Genomic DNA, 24677 nt, shown 5'->3' with positions numbered 1-24677 from the left:
GTTAAAGGACTTCCATGATCTTTGATCCGATTCTTGATAAGCCGCAGGATGAATGCGGTGTGTTTGGCATGTTCTCGCCGGAGCCGCTGGACCTGGCGTGGTTCACGTACCTGGGCCTTTTTGCGCTGCAGCACCGTGGGCAGGAGGCGGCGGGGATGTGCGTGTCGGACGGGGAGAAGTTCCACGTGGAGAAGGACCTGGGTCTGGTGACGCAGGTGTTCGACGAGCGGCGCCTGGACAGCGTGCGGCTGGCGAACGCGCGGGTGAGCATCGGGCACGTGCGGTACTCCACGACCGGGTCGAACCTGCGCTTCAACGCGCAGCCGCTGACGACCCGGACGAACAAGGGCATCCTGGGACTGGCGCACAACGGGAACTTCGTGAACGCCCGCGAGGTCCGCAACGACATGCTGATGCAGGGCGCGCTGTTCCAGACGACGAACGACAGCGAGGTCATGCTGAACCTGATCGCCCGCGAGAGTCACATGGACCTCGTGGAGGCCACCGCCGCCGCCATGAAACGCCTGAAGGGTGGCTTCGCGTGCGTGCTGATGAGCCGCACGCAGCTGCTGGGCTTCCGCGACCCGAACGGCGTGCGGCCCCTGGTGATCGGGCAGCGGGACGACCACGCGTACGTGATCGCCAGTGAGCCGTGCGCGCTGTACGCCGTCGGCGCGCGCCTGATCCGTGACGTGCAGCCCGGCGAACTCGTGTGGATCGACCGCACCGGCCTGCACTCCCTGATGGTCGCCCCGAAGAAACCCACCCCCTGCGCGTTCGAGTGGATCTACTTCGCCCGCAGCGACAGCCAGCTCGACGGCGTTGACGCCCACGAAAGCCGCATCCGCATGGGGCACCAGCTCGCCAAGGAACACCCCATCGAGGCCGACATCGTCGTGCCCGTCCCGGACAGCGGCATCGGCGCCGCCATCGGGTACGCCCGCGAGAGCGGCATTCCCTTCGACTACGGCCTGTACAAGAACCCGTACGCGGGCCGCACGTTCATCGCGCCGACGCAGGAAGCACGAGAGTTGAAGGTCAAGATGAAACTCTCCCCCACCAGTGCCGTGCGCGGCAAACGCGTTGTGCTGGTGGACGACAGCATCGTGCGCGGCACCACCAGCCGCCAGATCGTGAACCTGCTGCGCGAAGCGGGCGCCACCGAAGTTCACTTCCGGGTCAGCAGCCCGCCCATCAAGCACCCGTGCTTCTACGGCATCGACACCGCCGCCCGCAAGGAACTGGTCGCTAGCACGCACAGCATCGAGGAGATCCGCGACCTGATCGGGGCGGACACCCTGACGTTCATCAGCGAGCAGGGCATCCGAGAAGCCGTCAGCGGCCCTGGCCTGTGCCTCGCGTGCTTCAACGGGGAGTACCCGGCAGGCACCCCCCTGTTAAATGACGTGGACAAACTGGCACTGGAAGTCTGAGATAGGACTTATACTAGTCTGGCTTCCACATATGATGCCAGATTATTCGGTATGTTTCCACGCATTAAAATATAGTTGACGATATTTCTCTCATTAATTTGAACATCAAATGCGAAATTTGCATCAACACTTTTGCCAAGCACTTGGACCCCTTCGAGAAATTTCTGAATAAATGTCGTTAAATATTTCCCCCTAATGTAATAAAGGCTACCCTTCTCTCTGAGATCTCGTTTAATATTTTTAAACACTTTTGCATCACACTTCATCATTCTCAAACCAATTTGATCACTTATTTTAGGCAAGATATTTTCCTCGTATTCTATATTTAGATCGCTATCTATATTCATAAATCGCAATATTCTTGCATCGTTTAGTACTATTTTTTCACCCTCCCTAATGTATCGACGCCGCGCCAAAACATGCGCAGAAAGATCTATCATAATTCTTGCAAATTTTATATACTCTCTTTTAAATATTCGAGATAGAATATCGTAGTCTAGGCCGCTTGTCGCAGTGGTTACACAACTATCCCATGCCAAGCGCATATTTTCACCATCAATAAGATAGTTTTCAAATGAGTATCCATCCGTATAGCAAACTCCCCTTGAATGAGGTTCGTTTTGTAAATTATAATCGAAGTCACGATCTGCGAAGAATAGTGTTTTCACACCGTTTGGCAAACGGCGATCACGAAGATTTTTTTCAGCCTCGATTACTGCCTTCCTGTTACCACAGACAAAAATCTTAATATAGTGCTTCTTATTAATAATTCTTTTCACGATACTTTGGTAGTACAATCGATCATTTTTGCCCTCCACAAATATGTAGGCTCCTGCTCCGTGCCTACCATATTCCCTTATAAATCTGTCAATAACAGTAACCGTGCTACTCCTCGCCTCCTTAAGACGGTCAAGGAGATTACTCATTACTCATTACCGAAAATTCAGAAAGATCGTGCGTGTACTTCTCCAACTCGTTATCAAATATAAATGGCGAATGGGTAACAGAGAATAGGCCTATTACATTTGGTATTGATACAATGTCGCTCAAAAAGCTTCTTTGCCAATCTATAGAGAGAGATAGCTCAGGTTCATCTATGATTACGAATGCTTTTTCGAACTTACCAAAATGTAGGTGAGCAAATAAGGAAATTATCTGTTTTTCTCCAGAGGAAAGGCTTTTAAGCTTTATTTTAAGTTTATTATCTTGATTAATATCATCTGGGAATAGTAGATAGGGATTATTTTTATTTTCTTTTTTAGATTTATCCTTTTTAGCATTACGTACAATTGAAAATGAATAATCCTGCGAATTGAATATAGCATCCTTATTGACTAAATACCCATCCACGATGTTAGTGAAATTCAGCATTGATGAACTCGCTATATATTGCTCAAAATAAACATTAAGCAGTTGCTGCCAAAAATACTGCACAATTTTATCATGATCTGTTTTACTTCTTTTCTTACTAATATCTTCAATCGTTTTTTCGAATCCAGGAACGCCCAGTGTTATCTCCAGTTCTTTTGAGTATCTGGATTTTAGCATGTCGTATAATTCAGGATTAACCTCAATATCGGAATTTGTCGCATAGTTCCTAGAGAGGATTCCCGCAAGAAATCTATTCGTTAAACCCACCAAAGATCCCCTGAAAACTTCGCGCAATCTATTTAGTTCTTCGGACAAGAGTTTATCTACATCATTCATACCGAACTCAACAAACTCTATATAATTTTTAGAATTATCGCTCCTTTTATCCAACGATTCGTTAAATCTCCGCGCCACATCCGGAAATATTTTCCTGATATCCTGTTCAATTCGTCTATATGTTGGCAGGTATAAGACTTGAAAATTCATATTCTCCATAATATATTTGTCGATTTCCCCAACATTATCAGACAATTCAATATTAGAAATCATATCTACATATCTTCTAAAATATATACTAGGGATACCCATAATTTGGGATGCATCTCTAATGAATGAAATTGGACTTTCCTCTATTATATCTTCTAGTGCATTTTCCTCTATATATTTGGCTATCTCATTTTTATATGGCATATCCACTAAATTCACTTCAAGTTCAGATTTACTGAACTTCAAATTTTTATTTCCAAAAACAAGCTCTATAGATTCAAAATCGTATTTGCGCAGCTTAACCCACTGCCTAGTCATAGTGTAGTACAGCATCACCAATATAGTTGTTTTACCATACCCGTTCTCGCCAACCAAAACCAATTTGTTGTCACGGAAAAGGCAATTAACATTGAGATTTCCATTAAGTTTGACCACAGAAAATGATTTGACTTGCGAAGTAGTATCGCTCCTGCGCTTTCGCTTATAATTTTGTCGTGTCATACGTAAACTCCTCATGCCACATAAGTGGTACAGAAAATTTTGGCTAGATCGGAAGGATCGAAAAACGAGGCTATCCTACAACCACCGCAGAAGAATAGTCGGCAACTTTGCTGATAGTAATCTAGATCACCTTTTCCGAAAGTTAGGTTCAGGATTTTCTGTATTCGTGCCATGACCTCACCGCAGTTATTGGATTGCAAACACCTCAATCGTGGGGGCGGGGGCGCATCAGCCGCTGTTCAATCCGGGCAGCGGCACGCTGGAAACGGCGTTCCGGGTGCCGCAGCCGACCGTGTCGAAGGTCATCACCGTGCAGGGCCGCGCGGGTGGCCGCGACTGGTACGCCCTCTCGACTGGGGCGGGCTTCCGGCTGGACGTGGCGGTGTTCGTCAGTTCCGCGTGTGACGTGGCGTACCGTCCCCGCCTGTGGCTGGTCGGGCCGGGCGTGCCCGTGGGGGCGGGGCAGCCGGACTTCGTGCCGGACGGCTGGAGCGCGGTGGGCGTGTCCGGGTCGTACTCGGCGTGCTCGGGGCATGGCGTGGTGGGGTGGCGCGGGCCGACGCTGGCGCGGACGCTGGGGGCCGGGACGCATTACCTGGTGGTGGAGCATGGTGCGCGGGGCGGGTGGTCGTTCGTCTCGCTGGCGGGCGCGAAGGTGCCGGGAGGCACGCCGGAAAGCCGCGCGGCTCTGGGCCGGTTCGGGCGCAGCGGAGGCTGAGCGGGGGGTGGCCCTGGCTCCCCTCAAGGGGAGCTGTCGGCGTAGCCGACTGAGGGGTCCACCCGCGACGCCGTTCCCCCGTCTGGTTCAGGGGGCGTTGCGAGCGAGTCGTTTGGCGTTCTCCAGGACGTACCGGGCGATATCCGGCAGTTGTTTCTCGATCAGGACGCTTTCAATGGTGTCGGAGCCGGGGTTGAAGTAGGCGTACACGAAGGTCTGCCCGGTGGTCAGGCTGAGCAGGCCGCTCATGGTGACGTTCCGCCAGCCGCTGCCCGCCTTGCTGCCCCAGTAGGCGACGCTGGGGTCCTTGGCGCGGCAGCATCCTCTGGCGAGGGTGTCACGCAGGAACGCGCGGTTGGTGGGGGTCAGGCTGGGGTCGAGGTACATGCGGGTGATCAGGGTGGCCCATTCGCGGGGGGTGCTGCGGTTTTGCAGGTACACCTCGGTCTGGGGGTGGTAGGTGGGGCTGAAGAACGCGCGGTCGAGGTGGTCGAGGACGCGGTCGGCGTTCAGGGTCTGGGCCTGTTGCACGGCGCGGGCGCGGATCTGGGTTTCCTGGGCGGGTGGGAGGGTGAAGGTCTGTTGCGCGCCGGTGTTCACGTCTGGGCCGTAGAGTTCGGGGAGGAGTCCGGCCTGCGCGGCCCACCACGCTTTGGTGGTGGTGTTCACGCGGGTGTGGCACGCGCCCTGCGCGGTGACGAGGGCTTGGAGGCGGTCGGGGCCGTAGCGGAGGTGCAGGACGTCGCTGGCGGTGTTCTCGCTGTTCTGGATGGCCTGCGTGGCGAGGTTCTGCACGGTGCGCGTGCCGGGCTGGTAGGTCTCGATGCTGCGGTTGGTTTCGGTGACGGTCAGGCGGGTGTTCAGGCTGAGGCGTCCGGCCTGCACGTCGCGCAGGGTGCCCCACAGGACGATCTGTTTGAAGGTGCTCGCCAGGGGGTACAGGCGGTCCGGGTCGTTGGCGATGACGCGTATGGGCGTGCCGGTGCGCGGGTCGATCTGCGCGAGGTAGAACCCGACGGGGCCGGTGGCGAAGCGGGGCGGCTGGTACGGCAGTTCCGGGACGGGGGTGGGTGCGCGGCAGGGCGTGACGGGGACAGGTTCATACGTCGTCCAGGCTTCCTCGGGGTACACGTCGATGGCCGTGAAGCGCGTGGGCCCCTCGACGCCCGCGCGGACGGGCATCAGGTTCACGCGCAGCGGGCGGCCCTGCGCGCTGCGGATCTGAATGCCCTTGTCCTGCACGCGGATCTGGATCTGGTCCTGCGCGGTGGGCACCGTGCGGGTCAGGGTGGGGAGCGCCGCGCTGAACTTCAGGTCCGCGCCGGTCCCGCCGGGCGTCCAGCGGATCGTGCCGTCTCGGGCGCTCAGGCCGGTCAGGGTCAGGCGGTAGTACGGGCCGTGCCACGCGCCCTGCACGGTGGGGGTGGCCTGGGCGGTCGTGACGAGCAGCGCGGCAATCAGGGGTCGCAGGTTCATGGGTGCGCGCGCATGATGGCACGCGGGGCCCCTTCTGGGTACGGCAGAGGCGGCGCCCCTCTGGAGTTCAGGGGGCGCCGCCGGGGTGGTGCGTCAGGCGTTACTTGCCGTTGCCATTGCCGTTCCCGTTGCCGGGAGGGGTGCCGGTGGGGCAGCCTTCGGCGGGCGCGGGGATGATGTCCCCGTGGCCGGAGTGCGCGTCCAGGGCGCTACGGCTGACCGTGATCAGGTTGTAGGGGTTGCTGTCACTGCCCGTCTTGTGGCAGATGCTGACCTTGTCGTTGCCGTCACCGGGGGGGGTGGGTTCCGGCTGGCCGGGGGCCGGGGCGGGCTGCACCGGGGCGGGGCTGGGTTGCGTGGCGTCCCCGGCGGTGGTGGGGCAGCCACCTTCCGGAGCGGGAATGATGTCGCCGTGGCCGGAGTGCGCGTCCAGGGCGCTACGGCTGACCGAGATCAGGTTGTACGGGTTGGTGCTGCTGCCGGTGCGGTGGCAGATGTTGATCTTGTCGTTGCCGTCGCCGGGGGGCGTGGGTTCAGGCTGACCGGGGGCGGGCGCGGGCTGCACCGGGGCGGGGCTGGGCTGCGTGGTGTCCCCGGCGGTGGTGGGGCACCCCTCGGCAGGGGCGGGGATGATGTCCCCGTGACCGGCGTGGGCGTCCAGGGCGTTGCGGCTGACCGTGATCAGGTTGTACGGGTTGGTGTCGCTGCCGGTCCGGTGGCAGATGCTGATGGGGTCCTCGGGGGCGGGCGGGGTGGGTTCAGGCTGGACGGGGGCCGGGGCGGGCTGCACCGGAGCCGGCTGGATGGGCCCCGGCTGTACGGGCGCGGGCTGCACCGGGGCAGGCTGGACCGGCGCGGGGGCCGGCTGCACGATGGGCGTGGGCTGCACGATCGGGACGGGGGTCACGGGCGCGGGCGCTGGGGTGACGGGCGCGGCGATGGGCCGGGGGGCGGGTTGCGGCGCCTGGATGGGCAGCAGCACGACTGGCGCGACCGGCAGCAGGCGGATGTCGCGCACGGGGGTCACGACGCCGGGGCGGACGGGGTTCAGCAGCGTGTAGCGGCGCTGGGTGCCGCCGGTGGTGGCGACGACGGAGGTGGCGGGCTCGCTGCCGATGGCGGTCACGGTGGGGCCGTTGACGGTGCCGGCGATGACGTTGCGGCCGGTGACGAGGGTCAGGGTGGTACCGGCGCGTTGCAGGTCGGACAGCACGGCGGGCATGGTCATGGGGGCGGCGGCGGTGGCGCCGAAGGGATTGACCGTGGTGCCGGCGGGGCGGGCGACGCTGGGGCCACCACCGGCGAGGGCGGCGGAGGCGATCAGGAGGGCAAGGGTGCAGGCGATGGGTGTTTTCATGTGGAACTCCTTGAGTGGGGTGACGCTCTTTTGAAGTTCCATCAGCGTACGCGATCACCCAGAGATCGTTCTTTAAACAACGGTTATTTTTCATGGGAATCGTGATTATTCAGGCTTTTCCCAAATGTTGTTTCATAAATGAGGTTTTCTACATTATCAAGGTCATTTAAAGTTCTGGATGTGCACACAGAAAAGACCCCCGGTCAGAAGCAGGCCGGGGATCACGTGCAGCAGGGCGAAGTTCAGTGGGGGGTAGTACGCGGCAGGCGTTTGGGCATGCCCAGGCCCAGGCCAGTCAGGAATCCACCGATCACGGCGAGCACGGCCGTGATCAGCACGGTGTTCAGCGGGCTGGGGAAGTTGGTGCTGCGGTTGGCGTTCGCCACGGCGTGCAGCTGGTTGATGTCGATGACGTCCTTGCCGAGCAGCAGCGCAGCGGCGATCAGGGTGATGATGCCGAAGGTCAGGGTCACGCGCGACAGGATCTGCATGTCCCCAGTGTAGGGAGGGCCGCCCCGCGTTCCGACGGGCGGCCCTTATGACGTTCTTGGCGAAGCCGCCCGGCGGCTCAGGACAGCGTCAGGACGCGGGTGGTGGTGGGGACGCGCCAGAAGCCGCTGCTGGCCGTGACGAACAGGGTCTTTCCGCCTGGGCCGCCGAAGGCGACGTTGCTGACCGTCTCGGGGAACAGGATGCGGCCCAGCTCCTGTCCGTCCGGGGTGAGGACGTGCACGCCGTCGGCGGCGCTGCTCCAGATGCGGCCCGCCTCGTCGAGGCGCAGGCCGTCGGTCTTGCCGGGACTGACCGTGAAGTGCAGCTCCTGCAGGGTGGCCTCGCCCTGCGGGGTGACGTGGTAGCGGTACGTGCCGGGGTTCTCGCCCGTGTCGGCCAGCAGCAGCGTGTCCGCACTGGCGAAGGCCAGGCCGTTGGGTTTGTGCCGGTCGCGGATGGGGGCGGTCAGGGTGCCGTCGGGGGCCAGGCGGAACACCCAGCGGCCGGGGATCTCCATGGGTTCGCCGCGTCCGCCCTCCTCGGGTTTGTCCAGGCCGTAGGTGGGGTCCGTGAACCACAGGCTGCCGTCGGGGTGCTGCACGACGTCGTTCGGGGAGTTGAACCGGGCACCCTCGAAGCGGTCCGCCAGGGTGGTCCAGCTGCCGTCGTGTTCCTGGCGCAGCAGCGCGCGCTGGCCGTGCGAGCAGGCGATCAGGCGGCCCTGGGCGTCCAGGGTGTGGCCGTTCTGGTACCCGCTGGGGTTCAGTTCGTCCAGCAGCTGTCCGTCGTCGGTGTACGCCCAGGTGCGGTTCTGCCGCACGTCGCTGTAGATCACGCGCTGCCGGGCGGGCACGTACGTGGGGCCCTCGGTCCAGGTGTGCCCGCGGCCGAGCTGTTCGGGCGCGGCGCCGTCAGGGAACAGGGCGTGGAAGTCCGGGTGGGTGGCCTGGAAGGCGGGGTGGGTCATGACGTCATGGTGGCGCGTTCCGGGTCGGGATGGGTGGGGGTCGTGTAAGCACCACCTGTCCGGGGTGGGGGGATGGTTACGCACGCGGGAACAAATTCCGGGGGGGGCGGGTGCCAATGCGCAGGGGTGTGGGCGGTATGCTGAGGCGTTATGACGCAGTCGCAGACGATCATGTCCGGCGGGAACGCGGCCTTCATCGAGGGCTTGTACGAGGCGTACCTGGCGGACCCCCAGAGTGTCGATCCGCAGTGGCGGGCCTACTTCGACGAGTTGCGCGGTGGCGCGCACGAGACGCCGCACTCGGCCATCCAGGAGGCGTTCTACCAGCTGGGCACGCAGCGCCGCGGCGGGGCGGTCATTCCGGCGCCGCAGGGCGTCAGTGGCGCGCAGCAGGCGGCGGGCGCGCTGATCACGGCGTTCCGGGTGTACGGGCACATCAGCGCGCACACCAACCCCCTGAAGATGCGCGGGCTGCCCGTGGTGCCCGAGCTGACGCCCGAGTACTACGGCCTGTCCGCCGCGGACCTGAACGAGCAGGTGCAGGACGGTCCGTTCAGCGGGCCGCTGCGGGACGTGATCGCGCAGCTGCACGACACGTACTGCGGCCCGATCGGTTTCGAGTTCAACTACCTGCCCGCCAATGAGCGCGCGTGGTTCCAGGAGCGGGTGGAGGCCAACCGCGGCCGGGGCGTGTTCAGCCGCGACGAGCGCCGCCGCCTGATGAGCAAACTGAACGCCGCCGAGGGCCTGGAACTGTACCTGAAGAACAAGTACCCGGGCGTCAAACGCTTCGGTCTGGAGGGCGGCGAGTCCTTCATTCCGCTGCTGGACCGCATCATCCAGCAGGCCGGGCGGGCGGGCGTGAAGGAGGTCGTGCTGGGCATGGCCCACCGTGGCCGCCTGAACACCCTGGTGAACATCTTCGGCAAGCCCAGCAGCGTGCTGTTCGACGAGTTCGACGGGAAGAAGAAACTCAGCGACAACCCGGACGTGGCCGGGGACGTGAAGTACCACATGGGGTACTCCAGTGACGTGCGCACGCCCGGCGGGCCCATGCACCTGGCGCTGGCGTTCAACCCCAGCCACCTGGAGATCGTCTCCCCCGTCGTGCACGGCAGCGTCCGCGCCCGCCAGGACCGCCGTGGGGACGAGACCCGGCGCAGCGTGCTGCCCATCACCGTGCACGGCGACGCCGCCGTGAGCGGGCAGGGCGTGGTCATGGAGACCCTGAACCTGTCGCGCCTGCGTGGCTTCGCGACCGGCGGGGCCGTGCGCATCGTGATCAACAACCAGGTGGGCTTCACGATCAGCGACCCGCGCGACACCCGCAGCAGCCGCTACTGCACGGACGTCGCGAAGATCGCGAACGCGCCCGTGCTGCACGTGAACGGCGACGATCCCGAGGCGGTGGCGTTCTGCGGTGATCTGGCGCTGGCGTACCGGCAGGAGTTCGGCAAGGACGTGTTCATCGACCTGATCTGCTTCCGCCGCAACGGGCACAACGAGGGCGACGAGCCGCGCATGACGCAGCCGATCATGTACCGCGAGATCGACCAGCACCCCGGCACCCGCGCGCTGTACGCGAAGAAGCTGGAGACCGAGGGCGTGCTCGACGCGGGCGAGGGCGACGCGCTCGTCAACCGCTTCCGGGATCAGCTCGACGCCGGGGAATCGGTCGTCGAGGAGATGGAGAACGCCGCGCAGAGCAAGCTGGCGGTCGACTGGAGCGAGTACACCAGCACCCACTGGCGCGACGAGGTCAGCACCGCCGTCCCGCAGGAGAAACTCACCGCGCTGGGCCTGCAACTCACCGAGGTCCCCGAGGGCTTCAAGGTGCACCGCACCATCGAACGCACCGTCATCAAGCCCCGTCAGGCCATGTCGAAGGGCGAGCAGCCTCTCGACTGGGGCATGGGCGAGATGCTCGCGTACGCCACGCTGCTCGAGGAGGGCTTCGGCGTGCGCCTGGTCGGCCAGGACTCCGGGCGCGGCACGTTCGTGCATCGCCACGCCGTGCTGCACGACCAGAACGCGCAGGACCCGCTGAACGAGGAGTACATGGCGCTGGCGCACCTCAGTGCGGATCAGGGCCGCGTGGAGGTCATCGACTCCACCCTGTCCGAGGAGGCCGTCATGGCCTTTGAGTACGGGTACTCCACCAGTGAACCCAAGGCCCTGATCGCCTGGGAAGCGCAGTTCGGCGACTTCGCCAACGGCGCGCAGGCCGTCATCGACCAGTTCCTGAGCGCAGGCGAGAGCAAGTGGCAGCGCCTGAGCGGCCTGACCCTGCTCCTCCCCCACGGGTACGAGGGTGCGGGCCCCGAGCACTCCAGCGCCCGCCTGGAACGCTACCTGCAGCTGTGCGCGCAGAAGAACATGCAGGTCGTGGTGCCCAGTAGCGCCGCGCAGATCTTCCACCTGCTGCGCCGTCAGGTGCTGCGCCCCTACCGCAAGCCGCTGATCGTCATGACGCCCAAGAGCCTGCTGCGCAACAAGGCCGCCATGAGCCCCCTGACCGACCTCGCCGAGGGCCGCTTCCACGAGGTCATCGGGGACGCCGAGGTCACGGGCGCCCGCCGCGTCGTCATCAGCAGCGGCAAACTCCACTGGGAACTCGTGGACGCCCGCGACGCCGACAAGGAAGGCTACGCCGGGACCGCGCTGATTCGCCTGGAGCAGCTGTACCCCTTCCCCGCCGAGGCGCTGGCCGCCGAACTCGCGAAGCACCCCGGCGCGCAGGTCGTCTGGGCGCAGGAGGAACCCGAGAACCAGGGCGCGTGGCTGATGATCTGGGAGGACCTCGAGAAGGTGCTCGCGCCCGGGCAGACCCTCAAGGGCGCCACCCGTCCGCGCAGCGCCAGCACCGCCGCCGGGTACGCCAGCGTGCACGCCAAGGAACAGGCGAAGGTCATCGCCGACGCGCTGGGCGAGAAGCTCAGCCGCGAGGTCGTCGAGGAGCAGAAGGACCTCGCCGAGACCGCCAAACAGCAGGGCTGAACCCCGAGTTCAGCGGGGCCGCTTCCGGGAGCACCGGGGCGGCCCCGCTGCGTTGTGCGCCTCACGGATCTTTTTCGTGCCTTGTGTTCGGGCGTCCCCGGCGCAGTCACAGCGCCGGGGGGGTATAACTGAGGGCGTTATGGCGGACATCAAAGTTCCTGTTTTTTCCGAGTCGGTGAGCGAGGGTACGCTGCTGGCATGGCATAAGAAACCCGGCGACGCCGTGAAGCGCGGCGAGGTCCTCGCCGAGATCGAGACGGACAAGGTGGTGCTGGAAGTCACCGCCCTGCAGGACGGGGTGCTGGTCAGCACCGCGAAGAACGAGGGGGACACGGTCCTCAGCGAGGAGGTGCTGGGCGTCGTGGGTGACGCGGGCAGCGCGCCCGCCGCCACCCCGGCCGCGACGCAGGAGACGGTCAGCGGTCCCATCGCGAACGAGGCCACGGCGGGGGGCACCGCCACGCAGCCCGACAGCGCCGCGCTGGGCAACGAGGCGACGCGCCGCGACGACCTCTCCCCCGCCGTGCGCAAGGTGGTCGTGGAGAACGGCCTGAACCCCGCGCAGATTCCCGCGACCGGCCCCAAGGGGAACATCACGAAAGCCGACGCGCTGAGTGCCGTGGGCCAGCAGGCCGCGCCCGCCCAGACGGCCGCTCCGGCGCAGGCCGTGACCCCTGCCGCCGTGATCCCGGCCGGGGCGCGTCCCGAGCAGCGCGTGCCCATGACCCGCATCCGTCAGCGCATCAGCGAGCGCCTGAAGGAGGTGCAGAACACCGCGGCACTGCTGACCACCTTCAACGAGGTGAACATGCAGCCCGCCATGGACCTGCGCAAGAAGTACCAGGATCAGTTCGTGGCGAAGCACGGCGTGAAACTGGGCTTCATGAGCCTGTTCGTGCGCGCCGCGACCGAGGCGCTGAAGGCCTTCCCGGTCATCAACGCCAGCGTCGAGGGCAAGGACATCATCTACCACGGCTTCTACGACATCGGCATCGCGGTGGCTTCCGACCGTGGTCTGGTCGTGCCGGTCCTGCGCGACACCGACCAGATGAGCCTCGCCGGGATCGAGAAGGCCATCGGCGGGTACGCGCAGAAGGCCAAGGCGGGCAAGCTGACGCTGGAGGACATGAGCGGCGGCACGTTCAGCATCACGAACGGCGGCACCTTCGGCAGCATGATGAGCACCCCGATCATCAACGCCCCCCAGAGCGCCATCCTGGGCATGCACAACATCATCGAGCGCCCGATCGCGCAGAACGGGCAGGTCGTGATCGCCCCGATGATGTACATCGCCCTGAGCTACGACCACCGCATCATCGACGGGAAGGAAGCCGTGCAGTTCCTCGTCATGATCAAGAACTTGCTGGAAGACCCGGCGCGGATGCTGCTGGAACTGTAAGCAGCGTCGATAGTTGATGGTTGATGGAAGGGGCCCCCCCTCTATCGACCATCAACTTTTTCCTGTTCACGCCTCCCCCCGTGAGGCTTCTGCCAGTCACGTTCCGGTACGCTGGGCGGCATGACGGGTTTTGCTCAGCAGGAGGCCCTGACGGGCCGGTTCGGTGGCGTGTCGGACGGCGTGGACCTGCACGCCACCTGGGACGGGGAACGCCTCACCGCGCGGGTGGGGGGCTTCACGGACGGCACCGACGTGCGCGTTTGGCTCGAAGGCGGCGAACTGGTGGGCCGCGTGGGGGGCGTCACGAGCGGGCATGACGTCCGGGCGGGCATCGCGGCGGGCGTCATGACGGTCCGCCTGGGCGGCTTCACGCAGGGCGTGGACGCGCGGCTGGAGTTCACGCCGGATCAGGTGACGGGCCGCTACGGCAGCTTCACGGACGGCCTGGACGTGACCCTGCGCCACTACGCGGGCGAGGTGCGGGGTCGCCTGGGCAGCTTCACGCGCGGCGTGAACGTCCAGCTGGACCTGGGCGGCGTGCCGTTCCCGCTGGGGGCGCTGCTGCTGGTGTGCGCGCTGAACCTCTGGCTCACGCAGGGCCGCGCCCTGACCCCCAGCCGGTAAGGGAGCAAACGAGAGGAGGCGGGGGCACGACAGCCACCCGCCTCCTCTCCTCTGTTCCGACAACCCTAGTGCGCCAGGACGTCCGCGCTGAGGTCCTCGGGCCGGATGGCGCCGGTCATGACGGACACGGTGTCGGCCATGCTGATCTTCTGCGGGTTCAGCAGCGCGGCGCGCTTCCCCATGCGGTGCACGTGGATGCGGTCGGCGATCTCGAACACGTGGGGCATGTTGTGGCTGATCAGGATGACGGGCAGGCCGCGGTCGCGGACCTTGCGGATCAGGTCGAGGACCATGTTGCCCTCGCGCACGCCGAGCGCGGCGGTGGGTTCGTCCATGATCACGACGTGCTGCGCGAACGCGGCGGCGCGGGCCACGGCGACGCCCTGCCGCTGACCGCCGGACAGCGTCTCGACCGGCTGGCTCATGCTCTTGATCGCGAACTGCAGGCCCTGCATGTGCTCGGTGGCTTCAGTGAGCATGCGGCGGCGGTCGATGAGTTTCAGGGCGCGGCCCAGCGCGCCGCCGCGGTACAGTTCGCGGCCCAGGAAGAGGTTCTCCGCGATGGTCATGGCCGGGGCGACGGCGAGGTCCTGGTACACGGTCTCGATCCCGGCGCGGCGGGCGTCGCTGGGCGTGCGGAAGTGCACGGGCTGCCCGTCCAGGAGGATCTCGCCCTCGTCGGGGATGAGCGCGCCTGACAGCGCCTTGATGAGGCTGCTCTTGCCCGCGCCGTTGTCGCCGATGACGGCCATGATCTCGCCGGGACGCAGTTCGAAGTCCGCGCCGCCGATGGCGGTGACGTGCCCGTAGCGCTTGACGAGTCCGCGCGCTTCCATGACCAGTGGCCGGGCGGTCTGCGGTCCGGGGGTGACGGGCAGGTGGGTGGCGGCGGTCATGCTTTCCTCCGGGAGAACTGGTCGGTGGCGACCGCCAGGATGATCAGGATGCCGGTGATGAGGTTCTGGTACACGCTGTCCAGGCCCATGAACGTCAGGCCCGAGCGGAACACGCCGACGATCAGCACGCCGACCAGGGTGCCCAGGACGTTGCCGCGCCCGCCGAAGAGGCTGGTGCCGCCGATCACGACGGCGGTGATGCTCTCGAGGTTCTCGGTGGTGCCCGCCTCGGGGGACGCGCCGCCGATGCGTTCCAGCAGCAGCAGGGCCGCCACGCCGTACAGCATCCCGGCGAAGGTGTACACGCTCAGCAGCAGGCGGCTGGTGTTGATGCCGCTCAGGCGCACCGCTTCCGGGTTGTTGCCCAGCGCGTAGATGTGCCGTCCGGGCGCGGTGTAGTTGAGAAAGAGCCACGTCAGGACGAACAGCGCGACCATCAGCAGGCTGCCGTACGTGAACGGCGTGCCGAAGATCGTGAAGCGCTGCGCGAGGAACGTCAGGCCGTCGGCGGGCATGGGGACGCTGGTCGCCTTGGAGTAGATCTTCACGGCGGCGAACACGATGGAGTACATGCCGAGCGTCACGATGAACGGCGGCAGTTTCCATTTCGTGATGAGCAGGCCGTTCAGCCAGCCGACGAACGCGCCGACCGCGAAGCCCGCCAGGATCGCCAGCGGGACGGGCACGCCCTGCTCGACGGCCAGCTTGCCGATCACCATGCTACTCAATGCCATGATCATCCCGCAGCTCAGGTCGATGCCGGCGGTCAGGACGATCAGCGTCTGCGCGATGGCGATCACGCCCACGAACGACGCCTGCTGCAGGATCAGGCTGAATGTGCCCAGCGTCAGGAACCGGTCGGACTGGAACGTGAAGAACAGGCAGGCGATCAGCAGGGCGATCAGTGGCCCCAGGGTGCTGAGGTTCGGCACCTGGAAGCGCCGCTCGGGTGTGGTGGTGGGTTGCGTCATGCTCATGGGTCTCCCCGGTCAATGAAGTTCGCCACGGCGCGCGGCTCAGGGGGGCGCGGGCCGTGGCGACTTGAAGGTGAGGGTCGGGGGCGGGGCCAGGCAGCCGCGCCGGTCAGGGCCTGGGGTGGGGTTCCGTCTGTTCCGCTGGCTGACCGGCACGGCACCGGCCAGCCAGTTCCACGCCCGGAACCCTGTTCACTCCTTCTCGCTCTGCTCGGGTGGCCGGATCACTCCGGCTACCGGAGGCTTACTGGCCCCAGCAGTTGGCGAGGCCGAACTTGCCGTTCTGGCTCTTCACGCCGCCCATGGCCTTGTTGGTGATCAGGGTGACGCCGGTGTCGGTGTAGCCGCTGACCTTCTTGCCGGTCTTGGCGTAGTTCACGCCCGCTGCGACGCCCATGCTGGCCATCTTCAGGGGGTACTGCTGGCTGGTCGCGCCGATCACGCCGCCCTCGACGTTGCGGACGCCCGCGCAGCCGCCGTCGACGGACACGATCAGGACGCTCTTTTCCTTCCCGGCGGCCTTCAGCGCCTGGTACGCCCCGGCGGCGGCCGGTTCGTTGATGGTGTACACGATGTTGATGTCGGGGTTCTTCTGGAGGCAGTTCTCCATGGCGGTCTGGCCCTTGGTCTGGTCACCGAAGGAGTCCTGCGCGCAGGCGACGCTGGTGTTCACGAGGGCGGTCGTGCTGGCGGTGATGCCCTTGATGCCGAAGCCCGCCAGGAAGCCGTTGTGGCGCGCGATGCCGACCGGGTGGCCGGGGAACAGGTCCAGGGTGGCGATCACGGCTTTCTTGTTGCCCATGGCTTTCTTGGCCCACTGGCCGATCAGGATGCCTGCCTGGTAGTTGTTGGTGGCGAACAGCGCGTCGACGGCGCTGGCGGGTTCGGTGGGGCTGTCCAGCGCGATGACCATGACGCCCTGCGCGCGGGCCTTGGCGATGGCGGGCACGATGGCCTTGGAGTCGCTGGGGGTGATCAGGATGGTCTTGGCGCCGGCGGCGACCATGTTCTCGATGGCGGCGACCTGCCCGGCGTTGTCCCCGTCGGCCTTCCCGGCGGCGGTCAGGAGTTTGGCGCCCAGGCGGGTGGCTTCCTTCTGCGCGCCTTCTTTCATCTTCACGAAGAAGGGGTTGGTTTCGGTCTTGGTGATCAGGCCGATGATGGGCTGGGCGCTGCTCTGGGCGTGCACGACACCCAGGGTGAGGCTGGCGGCGAGGGTGGTCAGGGCGGCGGTGGCGATGATTTTGCGCATGGTGGTTCCTCCGGGGGTGGCCGTGGGGGCCGGGGGTCAGTGGGTGTAGACGGGGGCGGTCGGGTGGGGGGCGCTGGTGGAGTGCCGGACGATCAGGGTGGTGGACAGCTGGATATGCAGGGGGGGTCCGTCGCGGGGGTGGCGGAGCTGGCGGATCAGTTGCTCGGCGGCCTGGGTGCCGAGGTCGTAGGTGGGTTGCGCGACGACCGTCAGGGGGGGGTTCATGGTCTGGGCCCAGCGGCTGTCGTCGAAGCCGATGATGCTGAGGTCGCCCGGGATGCTGAGGTTCAGGGCGCGGGCGGCGAGGACGGCGCCGACGGTCATCTCGTTGTTGCCGATGAACAGCGCGGTGGGGCGGCGGTCCTCGGGGAGGGTCAGGAGGCGCAGCGCGGCGCGGTGGCCGTCGTCCTCGCGGTGGTTGCCGGGCAGCACCAGGGCCGGGTCGTAGGGCAGCCCGGCTCCTTCCAGCGCGGAGCGGTATGCGTCGTGACGCAGGGTGGCGGTGCTGATGTCCTGCTGGCCCACGATCATACCGATGCGGGTATGCCCCAGGCTGATGAGGTGGCGGGTGGCGGCGAGCGCGCCGGTGGCGTTGTCGGCGGTGACGGTGGTGACGTCCGGGTTGCCGGTCACGCGGTCGAGTTCGACGGTGGGCACGCCGCTCAGCGCCTGGAGGTTCTCGCGGGCGCCGCTGGTGGGGACGATGATCAGGCCCTGGGGCAGGTGGCCGCGCAGGGTGTCGAGGGCGCGGCGTTCCTTGGTGGGGTCCTCGTCGCTGTTGAACAGGAAGGCGGTGTAGCCGTGGCGGTCGGCGGCGTCCTGGATGCCCTTGGCGAGCTGCGCGTGGAAGGGGTTGAGGATGTCGGTGACGATCACGCCGATGGTGCGGGTCTCGCCCTGGCGGAGGCTGCGGGCGATGACGTTGGGCTGGTAGCCGAGTTCGCGTGCGGCGGTCAGGACGCGGTCACGGGTGGTGCTGGCAACCATGTCCGGGCGGGACAGGGCGCGGGAGGCGGTGGCGGTACTGACCTGAGCGAGCTGGGCGACATCCTGAATACTGGCCATTGAAATCGATTACACCTCCCTGACAGAACAGGTGGGCTATGTGAGGTTGTTCCGATTTCCCAGACGAGGAAATCAAATTGCAAACGATTACATTGAGATGGCTTCAGTGTGCGCTCACGTGACCGGGCTGTCAATCCCCCGCCTCACCCCTCACCCGCACGTTCAACCCGGTTCAAAACGAGCCTCACCCCACACACCCCGCGGATCACACCCGGCCGATCCGCCACGCCGCCATGCCCAACACCCTGCAACGGTCCTGAAACGCCCCACGCGGTTCAATCTCCTCACCCCAACCGGAGGTCCACCATGAACGCACGCACCCTGATCAGCACCGCCCTGCTCGCCACCCTGACCACCGCCGCCGCCCAGAACACCCTCAACTTCCAGAACCTGCAACTGCAACCCCTTCAGGTCTCGAACCTGAACCTGAACGTCCTGCGCGTCCCGCAGGCCCAGTTCCAGCAGGTCCTGCAGAGCCCCAACGCCCTGCAACTGAACCTGCAGGACCTGCCCGCGCGCCTCCAGGCCCGCGACGCCGACATCAACCGCAGCCTCAGACTCGTTCAGGGCTTCCAGGGCGCCAGCGACCTGCGGGCCGACATCGCCCGCTCCACCCTCGCCCTCCCCCGCGGCCTGACCGTACCCGCCACCGTGAAACTCCGCACCGGGGAACTCAAACCCGTGCTGCTGTACGGCCAGGACACCGTCGCCCAGAACGTCGCTCAGGCCGAAGCCAGCGCCCCCGCCAACCGCGCCGCCATCCTGCAATCCTTCGGCCTCAGCGAACAGAATCCCGTGCCGCGCGAATTCCTCGCGCCGGAATCCGTGCGCACCCTGAACGTCGCCCCGAACGTCAGGATCACCGCGCCCCTCCTGAACGTCACCAGCACCCCCACGCCCCCCAAACCCTCCCAGCCGCAGGACGAACTCGGCGAGGGCTTCACGGCCACCTCACCCGACGGCGCGTGCCGCTTCACGCCCACCAGCGCCCTGTTCGGCCAGATCCGCGGCAACCGCATCGACCAGATCACCACCATCAAAAACCAGGGTGCGCGCGGCACCTGCGGCGCCTTCGCGTACGTCTCCGCCCTGGAAACCCTGATCGCCCGCCGCAGTAAGGTCCCCTACAACCTCTCCGAACAGTACGCCTACTACTGGATGCGCAGCGACGACGGCATCCTCGGCGACGGCATCGGCTGGGGCGACTACGACGACATCATCGCCAAGCAACGCATGATTCCCACCGAAGTCCGCTGGAAGTACAACCCCTCCTGGAGTCGCGTCCGCATTCCCGCCGACGAGAACAAACCCATCACGGAATTCAAGAGCTCCTGCACCAACTACGACAAGCAGGCGTGCAGCGACACCACCGCGCAGGCCCAGCTGGTCTGCCAGAGCGGCACGAACAACTGCGCGTGGAAACCCGAATGGGACATCGCCCCGAACGCCGCCTTCAACTTCCGCGCCACCAAAGGCAACGAAGTCTGGGTGGCCCTGGCCAGCAACCCCTTCGGCAACGGCGACGCCGCCCGCGCCTACCGCCGCGCCCTGCTGCGCCAGATGATCGACCGGGGCGACCAGCTGATCCTGGGCTTCAACGTGGACGGCGCCTTCGACGCCATCGGCGCGAACGGCCTGCCCGACATGAACCGCGTCGGCAAGAACTACCGCGGCGGTCACGCCGTGCACGTCGTCGGGTACATCAACACCGGCACGCAGACGTACGACGCGAAAGTCGCCGGGCTCGTGAACGTCAAACTGACCCTGCCCACCGGGTACTTCGTGATCAAGAACTCCTGGAGTTGCGGCTTCGGCGACGGCGGCTACGCCTACCTGCCCGACAGCTTCATGGACAAGGAAGTGTACGGCGTGTACAACCTCCCCTCGAACGCCGTCGCCAGCGACATGTCCGGATTCTGAACGAACAAAGGAAAGGGGCCGCAGCCAGTCACGCTGCGGCCCCCTCCTCTGCGTCTTTACTCGACGGTGACGCTCTTGGCGAGGTTGCGGGGTTTGTCCACGTCCTTGCCCAGCGCGGTGGCGGTGAAGTACGCCAGGAGCTGCATGGCGACGGCGTTCACGACGGGGCTGACCATCTCGTGGGCGCGGGGGACGTAGATGACGTCGTCGCCGTGGCGGGCGTTCTCGGTGTCGCCGTCCGACAGGAACAGGATGACCTTCCCGGCGCGGGCGCGGACTTCCTGCACGTTGCTGATGGTCTTTTCCAGCAGGCGGCTCTCGGTGGCGATCACGGCGACCGGCAGTTTCTCGTCGATCAGGGCGATGGGGCCGTGTTTCATCTCACCGGCGGCGTACGCTTCGGCGTGGATGTAGCTGATCTCCTTGAGTTTCAGCGCGCCCTCGTAAGCGGTGGGGCTGTTCACGCCGCGCCCGAGGAACAGGTAGTCGCGGGCCATGGCGTACTTCTCCGCGACTTCCTTGATGCGCGCCACGCGTTCGGGACTCAATGCGTCCTCGACGAGGCGGGGCAGTTCACGGGCGGCCTTGAGGAGTTCCGCGCCCTGCTCGGCGCTGAGGGTCCCGCGCGCGCGGCCGAGCCACAGGGCCAGCATCAGGAACGCGCTGACCATGCTCGTGTAGGCCTTGGTGCTGGCGACGCCGATCTCGGGTCCGGCGTGGATGTACAGCGTGTCGTCCAGTTCGCGGGTCATGGAGCTGCCCTTGGCATTGATCACGCCGAGGGTCTTCGCGCCGAACTTCTTCGCCTCACGCAGCGCTTCCAGGGTGTCGATGGTCTCACCGCTCTGGGACACGACGATGGCCAGGGTGTTCTCGCTGACGAGGGGGTCGCGGTAACGGTATTCGCTGGCGACGTCCACTTCCACGGGAATGCGGGCGAGCTGCTCGATGAGGTACTCGCCGACCAGTCCGGCGTAGTAGGCGGTGCCGCACGCGATGATGCTGATGCGCTTGAAGCTGCCGGGGTCGAGGTTGATGTCGAGGTTCACCTCGCCGGTCTCGTCGTGCAGGCGGCCGATCAGGGTGTTCGTGAGGGCCTGGGGCTGCTCGTAGATCTCCTTGAGCATGTACGTGTCGTACCCGCCCTTCTCGGCGGCCTCGGCGTCCCATTCGATGTGCTCGATGGTGCGTTCCTGGGGGTTGCCCTGAAGGTCCATGACGCGGAAGCCGTCGTCGTTCAGGACGACCATGTCGCCGTCGTGCAGGAACACCATGTTGCGGGTGTAGGCCAGCAGGGCGGGCACGTCACTGGCGAGGAACATCTCGCCCTCGCCGACGCCCATCACGAGGGGGCTGACGGTGCGGGCGGCGACGATCTCGCGGTGGTCGATGTGCGTGACGACGATGCCGTACGCTCCGCGCACCTGCGCGAGTGCCGCACGGACGGCCTCTTCCAGGTTGCCCGCGTAGGCTTCCTCGATCAGGTGGGCGAGGACCTCGCTGTCGGTCTCGCTTTTGAACTCGTGCCCGCGGCTCATGAGGCCTTCTTTCAGGGGCAGGTAGTTCTCGATGATGCCGTTGTGGATGATCACGATGCGGCCGTCCTCGGTGGCGTGCGGGTGCGCGTTCGTGTCGTTCGGCAGGCCGTGCGTGGCCCAGCGGGTGTGCCCGATGCCCAGCGAGCCGCTCATGGGCTGGCCCTCCAGCAGCGTGCTGAGGTTCTCGAGTTTCCCGGCCTTCTTCTTCACCTCGATCTGCACGCCGTCATGAACGGCGATGCCTGCGCTGTCGTAGCCGCGGTACTCCAGTTTCGAGAGGCCGGAGATGAGGACGCCTTGCGCCTGCCGGGGGCCGATGTATCCAACGATGCCGCACATGGTGCTCCTTTGAAGGGCGCGGCAGGGGCGCGGGACGGTGATGGTCCCGCGGCGTCCTGAACCGCGTCCTCGCTGGTGTCTGTGATGTGGGTGCATGGTTCCTGGCTTTATGTCCGTGTCGCCACGGGGGTTATGGCCGGGATTCACGCCCTGGATTCCGTGCTGGAACCGCCGGGCGTCGGGTAGGCCGTGCATGCTGGCCTGGAAGCATCCGCAGAAACTCGCTCACTTCCACCTCGTCTCCCCACCGCGCGGGTGGGGCCTTGCGCTGCCCTGTTTGGTGTGAACCGGACACCAAGTCGGTCCACCCGGGCAGCATAGCACCCCCCCGAGGCCTCACGTGAGTACGCCACTCCCCGGCCCGCCGCCCGGACCGGCGGGGGGCAACGCTGAAGGAAACGCTTCAGCGACCTTACATCTGTCGCTGGTGACAGTTGCTAGGATGAGCCGCGCGCCCAGAACCGCACACGCGGGGCGTGTCACGCGAGGTTGAGATCCATGCCCACCTACCTGTACAAGAACCTGGACACCGGCGAAATCTACGAGTTGCAGCAGAGCATGCGCGACGAACCCTACACCGCTCACCCCGACACCGGCGTGCCGGTCAAACGCGTCCTGGCCCGGCCCGGCATTGCGTTCAAGGGCAGCGGTTTCTACGTGAACGACACCCGCAAGAGCGGCGGCGACGAGTGACCCTGCCGCGCACGCTGGGCCTCACACTGCTGCTGTGCACAGGCCTCGGCGGCGCGTACCTGACCGGCCGCGTCACCGCGCAGCGCACCCTGGTGACCCCCGACGAGATCAACACCGTCCAGGTCACGCAGAAGGCTCTGCAGGCCGTTGTGCGCGTGGACACCCGGCTGCAGCGCGAGCAGCTGCAACCCGGCGACGACCCCATCGAGACCGGCACCGGGTTCTTCTACAAGAAGGACCTGATCGTCACGAACTACCACGTGGTGCAGTTCCAGGAATCCATCACGGTCACGCTGTACAACGGCCGCCGCGTCACCGCCCGTCTGGAGGGCGTCGACCCCGGCATTGACATCGCGATCCTGCGCGTCAGCGGCGTCACGGCCCCCGCCACGCTGAACTTCGGCTCCAGCGCCCGGCTTATTCCAGGGCAGAAGCTGATGACGCTGGGCACGCCGTTCCGCATTCAGAACTTCGTGGGCAGCGGGGTGTTCAGCGTGACCGCCAGCGCCCGCGACGTGCCCCGCACCGATCAACTCGGCTCGGAGATCAGTCAGTACATCACCACGACCGCTAGCATCCAGCAGGGCAACAGCGGCGGACCCGTGCTGGACTCGCGCGGGCTGGTGGTGGGTGTCGCGGATCTGAACGCCGCGCCGAACTCGCTGGTGCCGGGCACGATCGGCATTGCCATTCCGGCTGACCTGGTCAAGCAGAGCCTGGACGACCTGGAGAAGATCGGTGTGCCGCAGCGCGGCACGCTGGGCGCGACGCTGGTGGACCTGGACAGCCTGGACCCGGCGCTGCGGCAGCTGGCGGGCCTGAGCAGCAATCAGGGCGCGCTGGTGGATCAGGTCGCGGCGGGCAGCGCGGCTGCGCGCGCGGGCCTGCGCGGCAGCCTGCGCAACAGCAAGGACCAGCTGCTCGCGCCGCTGGGCGACATCATCGTGGCGGTGGACGGCCAGGGCGTGCGCGACGCGTTCGACGTGATCCGTCTGGTGGCCACCAAACGCACCGGGCAGACCGTGACACTCGACGTGTGGCGCAACAAGAAGCGCGTGCAGGTGAAGGTCACGCTGCCCAAACGCACCCTGCAGTAGAGGTGATGGGCGAGCGGTGATGGTTGATGGAAGGTACGCGCCTCCATCAACCATCACCGTTTGAACCACCCGGGAGGCGTCCGCGCTCGCGGGCCACTCCCGCTGGTGGACTCGGGTCTAAAGTGATATCACTTTGATAGTCATTCGAGATCGCCCGGAGGTTCCATCATGAACGAACTGCAACAGGCTCCCACCCCCACCCCCCACGGCGGCGTCTCGACCCGCAGCGGTGTCGCCAGCGTCGAACGCGCCGCCTTCGGCCTGCCCGGCGTCCCGGTCTTCCTGGTGTGGCTGCTCGCCGCGCTCGGCACCGTCACGCTGCTCATCGCGCAGATCTTCCCGGTCGCCGTCCTGGCCCTGGGACTGCTGACCTTCACCCTGATCGGCTTTTTCATCGTGCAGCCCAACCAGGCGACCAACCTCACCCTGTTCGGCCGCTACGTAGGCACGGAACGCCGCAACGGCCTGTACTGGACCAACCCCCTGACGGTCCGCAAGAGCGTCAGCCTGCGCATCCGCAACTTCAACAGTGAACGCCTGAAAGTCAACGACCTGGCCGGCAACCCCATCGAGATTGCCGCCGTGATCGTCTGGCGGGTCGTGGACACCGCCCGGGCCGTGTTCGACGTCGAGGACTACAACGCGTTCGTCGCCATTCAGGCCGAGACGGCGCTGCGGCACCTCGCCAGCCAGTACCCCTACGACGAGTACAGCGACACCGGCATGAGCCTGCGCGGCAACGCCGACGAGATCGCCGAGGCGCTGGGCCGTGAACTCGCCACCCGCCTGCGCCACGCCGGCGTCGAAGTGCTGGAAGCCCGGCTGTCCCACCTCGCGTACTCCCCCGAGATCGCCGGAGCGATGCTGCAGCGCCAGCAGGCCAGCGCCATCATCGCCGCACGCGCGCAGATCGTGCAGGGCGCCGTGGGCATGGTGCAGATGGCCCTGAAGGAACTCAGCGATCAGGACATCGTGCACCTCGACGAGGAACGCAAGGCGCAGATGGTCAGCAACCTGCTCGTCGTCCTGACCAGCGAGCGCGGCACGCAGCCGGTCGTGAACGCCGGTAGCCTGTACTGACC

The 24677-nt window shown here is 65.0% G+C and carries 20 protein-coding genes; 9 read left to right on the top strand and 11 right to left on the bottom strand.

Annotation, left to right across the window (positions count from 1 at the left end):
* The first annotated feature begins 14 nt into the window (after positions 1 to 14).
* Entirely contained in the window at positions 15 to 1433 is a 1419-nt protein-coding gene (gene purF, locus IEY69_RS12635; protein WP_189073507.1) for an amidophosphoribosyltransferase, read from the top strand.
* 8 nt (positions 1434 to 1441) lie between these two features.
* Here the strand turns inward: purF and IEY69_RS12630 are convergent, their stop codons facing one another.
* Both IEY69_RS12630 and IEY69_RS12625 read right to left on the bottom strand, forming a co-directional pair.
* Positions 1442 to 2359 (bottom strand): DUF4435 domain-containing protein, encoded by a 918-nt coding sequence (locus IEY69_RS12630; RefSeq protein ID WP_189073506.1) that lies wholly within the window; start codon positions 2357 to 2359, stop codon positions 1442 to 1444.
* Positions 2352 to 3791: an AAA family ATPase gene (locus IEY69_RS12625; protein WP_189073505.1), complete on the bottom strand. Its 1440-nt coding sequence runs from the start codon at positions 3789 to 3791 to the stop codon at positions 2352 to 2354. Before IEY69_RS12625 ends, IEY69_RS12630 begins: the two co-directional genes overlap by 8 nt.
* A 211-nt stretch (positions 3792 to 4002) precedes the next feature.
* Between IEY69_RS12625 and IEY69_RS12620 the strand changes: the two genes are divergently transcribed.
* The gene (locus tag IEY69_RS12620) at positions 4003 to 4509 is read left to right on the top strand and encodes a hypothetical protein (RefSeq protein ID WP_189073504.1); all 507 of its coding nucleotides are present in this window, start codon (positions 4003 to 4005) and stop codon (positions 4507 to 4509) included.
* A gap of 87 nt (positions 4510 to 4596) precedes the next feature.
* Here IEY69_RS12620 and IEY69_RS12615 read toward each other — a convergent pair whose 3' ends face one another.
* The 4 genes from IEY69_RS12615 to IEY69_RS12600 all read right to left on the bottom strand — a co-directional run bounded on the left by IEY69_RS12615 (position 4597) and on the right by IEY69_RS12600 (position 8801).
* Entirely contained in the window at positions 4597 to 5985 is a 1389-nt protein-coding gene (locus IEY69_RS12615) for a serine hydrolase (RefSeq protein ID WP_189073503.1), read from the bottom strand.
* 100 nt (positions 5986 to 6085) lie between these two features.
* The gene (locus IEY69_RS12610; RefSeq protein WP_189073502.1) at positions 6086 to 7342 is read right to left on the bottom strand and encodes a hypothetical protein; all 1257 of its coding nucleotides are present in this window, start codon (positions 7340 to 7342) and stop codon (positions 6086 to 6088) included.
* A 242-nt stretch (positions 7343 to 7584) separates the two neighbouring features.
* Positions 7585 to 7833, bottom strand: a complete 249-nt coding sequence (locus tag IEY69_RS12605; RefSeq protein WP_189073501.1) for a hypothetical protein — start codon at positions 7831 to 7833, stop codon at positions 7585 to 7587.
* A gap of 77 nt (positions 7834 to 7910) precedes the next feature.
* A complete protein-coding gene (locus tag IEY69_RS12600) occupies positions 7911 to 8801 on the bottom strand; it encodes an SMP-30/gluconolactonase/LRE family protein (RefSeq protein WP_189073500.1) in 891 nt (296 codons plus the stop codon).
* A gap of 150 nt (positions 8802 to 8951) precedes the next feature.
* Between IEY69_RS12600 and IEY69_RS12595 the strand changes: the two genes are divergently transcribed.
* The 3 genes from IEY69_RS12595 to IEY69_RS12585 all read left to right on the top strand — a co-directional run bounded on the left by IEY69_RS12595 (position 8952) and on the right by IEY69_RS12585 (position 13821).
* Entirely contained in the window at positions 8952 to 11798 is a 2847-nt protein-coding gene (locus IEY69_RS12595; RefSeq protein WP_189073499.1) for a 2-oxoglutarate dehydrogenase E1 component, read from the top strand.
* Between the two features lie 139 nt (positions 11799 to 11937).
* On the top strand, positions 11938 to 13197 hold the full coding sequence (odhB, locus tag IEY69_RS12590) for a 2-oxoglutarate dehydrogenase complex dihydrolipoyllysine-residue succinyltransferase (RefSeq protein WP_189073498.1): 1260 nt from the start codon (positions 11938 to 11940) through the stop codon (positions 13195 to 13197).
* Between the two features lie 120 nt (positions 13198 to 13317).
* The gene (locus tag IEY69_RS12585; RefSeq protein ID WP_189073497.1) at positions 13318 to 13821 is read left to right on the top strand and encodes a hypothetical protein; all 504 of its coding nucleotides are present in this window, start codon (positions 13318 to 13320) and stop codon (positions 13819 to 13821) included.
* A 65-nt stretch (positions 13822 to 13886) separates the two neighbouring features.
* On the opposite strand, the gene IEY69_RS12580 is transcribed toward IEY69_RS12585, so the two are convergent.
* From IEY69_RS12580 to IEY69_RS12565, 4 genes are all read right to left on the bottom strand, one after another.
* A complete protein-coding gene (locus IEY69_RS12580) occupies positions 13887 to 14717 on the bottom strand; it encodes an ATP-binding cassette domain-containing protein (RefSeq protein WP_189073496.1) in 831 nt (276 codons plus the stop codon).
* The gene (locus IEY69_RS12575) at positions 14714 to 15694 is read right to left on the bottom strand and encodes an ABC transporter permease (RefSeq protein WP_229783929.1); all 981 of its coding nucleotides are present in this window, start codon (positions 15692 to 15694) and stop codon (positions 14714 to 14716) included. Before IEY69_RS12575 ends, IEY69_RS12580 begins: the two co-directional genes overlap by 4 nt.
* Positions 15695 to 15935: 241 nt before the next feature.
* Positions 15936 to 16943, bottom strand: a complete 1008-nt coding sequence (locus tag IEY69_RS12570; RefSeq protein WP_189073495.1) for a sugar ABC transporter substrate-binding protein — start codon at positions 16941 to 16943, stop codon at positions 15936 to 15938.
* Positions 16944 to 16979: 36 nt separating this feature from the next.
* Positions 16980 to 18008 (bottom strand): LacI family DNA-binding transcriptional regulator, encoded by a 1029-nt coding sequence (locus IEY69_RS12565; protein WP_189073494.1) that lies wholly within the window; start codon positions 18006 to 18008, stop codon positions 16980 to 16982.
* Positions 18009 to 18314: 306 nt separating this feature from the next.
* Between IEY69_RS12565 and IEY69_RS21765 the strand changes: the two genes are divergently transcribed.
* Positions 18315 to 19928: a C1 family peptidase gene (locus IEY69_RS21765; RefSeq protein ID WP_229783927.1), complete on the top strand. Its 1614-nt coding sequence runs from the start codon at positions 18315 to 18317 to the stop codon at positions 19926 to 19928.
* A gap of 56 nt (positions 19929 to 19984) precedes the next feature.
* Here the strand turns inward: IEY69_RS21765 and glmS are convergent, their stop codons facing one another.
* Positions 19985 to 21805 (bottom strand): glutamine--fructose-6-phosphate transaminase (isomerizing), encoded by a 1821-nt coding sequence (gene glmS, locus IEY69_RS12555; RefSeq protein WP_189073493.1) that lies wholly within the window; start codon positions 21803 to 21805, stop codon positions 19985 to 19987.
* 498 nt (positions 21806 to 22303) lie between these two features.
* Between glmS and IEY69_RS12550 the strand changes: the two genes are divergently transcribed.
* The 3 genes from IEY69_RS12550 to IEY69_RS12540 all read left to right on the top strand — a co-directional run bounded on the left by IEY69_RS12550 (position 22304) and on the right by IEY69_RS12540 (position 24675).
* Positions 22304 to 22498 (top strand): FmdB family zinc ribbon protein, encoded by a 195-nt coding sequence (locus tag IEY69_RS12550; RefSeq protein ID WP_189073492.1) that lies wholly within the window; start codon positions 22304 to 22306, stop codon positions 22496 to 22498.
* Positions 22495 to 23595, top strand: a complete 1101-nt coding sequence (locus IEY69_RS12545; RefSeq protein ID WP_189073491.1) for a S1C family serine protease — start codon at positions 22495 to 22497, stop codon at positions 23593 to 23595. The genes IEY69_RS12550 and IEY69_RS12545 overlap by 4 nt, the downstream gene beginning before the upstream one ends.
* A gap of 168 nt (positions 23596 to 23763) precedes the next feature.
* Positions 23764 to 24675 carry an SPFH domain-containing protein gene (locus IEY69_RS12540; protein WP_189073490.1) on the top strand — a complete coding sequence of 304 codons (912 nt, stop codon included), beginning with the start codon at positions 23764 to 23766 and terminating at the stop codon, positions 24673 to 24675.
* Positions 24676 to 24677: the final 2 nt, after the last annotated feature.

The sequence above is a fragment of the Deinococcus sedimenti genome (genome assembly GCF_014648135.1).
In the GTDB taxonomy this organism is placed as follows: Bacteria; Deinococcota; Deinococci; order Deinococcales; family Deinococcaceae; genus Deinococcus; species Deinococcus sedimenti.
This window is presented reverse-complemented; position numbering and strand designations above follow the sequence as displayed.

Coding starts and splice junctions, on each gene's coding strand:
- purF (WP_189073507.1), top strand. CDS start 15: ATGATCTTTGATCCGATTCTTGATAAGCCGCAGGATGAATGCGGTGTG.
- IEY69_RS12630 (WP_189073506.1), bottom strand. CDS start 2,359: ATGAGTAATCTCCTTGACCGTCTTAAGGAGGCGAGGAGTAGCACGGTT.
- IEY69_RS12625 (WP_189073505.1), bottom strand. CDS start 3,791: ATGACACGACAAAATTATAAGCGAAAGCGCAGGAGCGATACTACTTCG.
- IEY69_RS12615 (WP_189073503.1), bottom strand. CDS start 5,985: ATGAACCTGCGACCCCTGATTGCCGCGCTGCTCGTCACGACCGCCCAG.
- IEY69_RS12610 (WP_189073502.1), bottom strand. CDS start 7,342: ATGAAAACACCCATCGCCTGCACCCTTGCCCTCCTGATCGCCTCCGCC.
- IEY69_RS12605 (WP_189073501.1), bottom strand. CDS start 7,833: ATGCAGATCCTGTCGCGCGTGACCCTGACCTTCGGCATCATCACCCTG.
- IEY69_RS12600 (WP_189073500.1), bottom strand. CDS start 8,801: ATGACCCACCCCGCCTTCCAGGCCACCCACCCGGACTTCCACGCCCTG.
- IEY69_RS12595 (WP_189073499.1), top strand. CDS start 8,952: ATGACGCAGTCGCAGACGATCATGTCCGGCGGGAACGCGGCCTTCATC.
- odhB (WP_189073498.1), top strand. CDS start 11,938: ATGGCGGACATCAAAGTTCCTGTTTTTTCCGAGTCGGTGAGCGAGGGT.
- IEY69_RS12585 (WP_189073497.1), top strand. CDS start 13,318: ATGACGGGTTTTGCTCAGCAGGAGGCCCTGACGGGCCGGTTCGGTGGC.
- IEY69_RS12580 (WP_189073496.1), bottom strand. CDS start 14,717: ATGACCGCCGCCACCCACCTGCCCGTCACCCCCGGACCGCAGACCGCC.
- IEY69_RS12575 (WP_229783929.1), bottom strand. CDS start 15,694: ATGAGCATGACGCAACCCACCACCACACCCGAGCGGCGCTTCCAGGTG.
- IEY69_RS12570 (WP_189073495.1), bottom strand. CDS start 16,943: ATGCGCAAAATCATCGCCACCGCCGCCCTGACCACCCTCGCCGCCAGC.
- IEY69_RS12565 (WP_189073494.1), bottom strand. CDS start 18,008: ATGGCCAGTATTCAGGATGTCGCCCAGCTCGCTCAGGTCAGTACCGCC.
- IEY69_RS21765 (WP_229783927.1), top strand. CDS start 18,315: ATGAACGCACGCACCCTGATCAGCACCGCCCTGCTCGCCACCCTGACC.
- glmS (WP_189073493.1), bottom strand. CDS start 21,805: ATGTGCGGCATCGTTGGATACATCGGCCCCCGGCAGGCGCAAGGCGTC.
- IEY69_RS12550 (WP_189073492.1), top strand. CDS start 22,304: ATGCCCACCTACCTGTACAAGAACCTGGACACCGGCGAAATCTACGAG.
- IEY69_RS12540 (WP_189073490.1), top strand. CDS start 23,764: ATGAACGAACTGCAACAGGCTCCCACCCCCACCCCCCACGGCGGCGTC.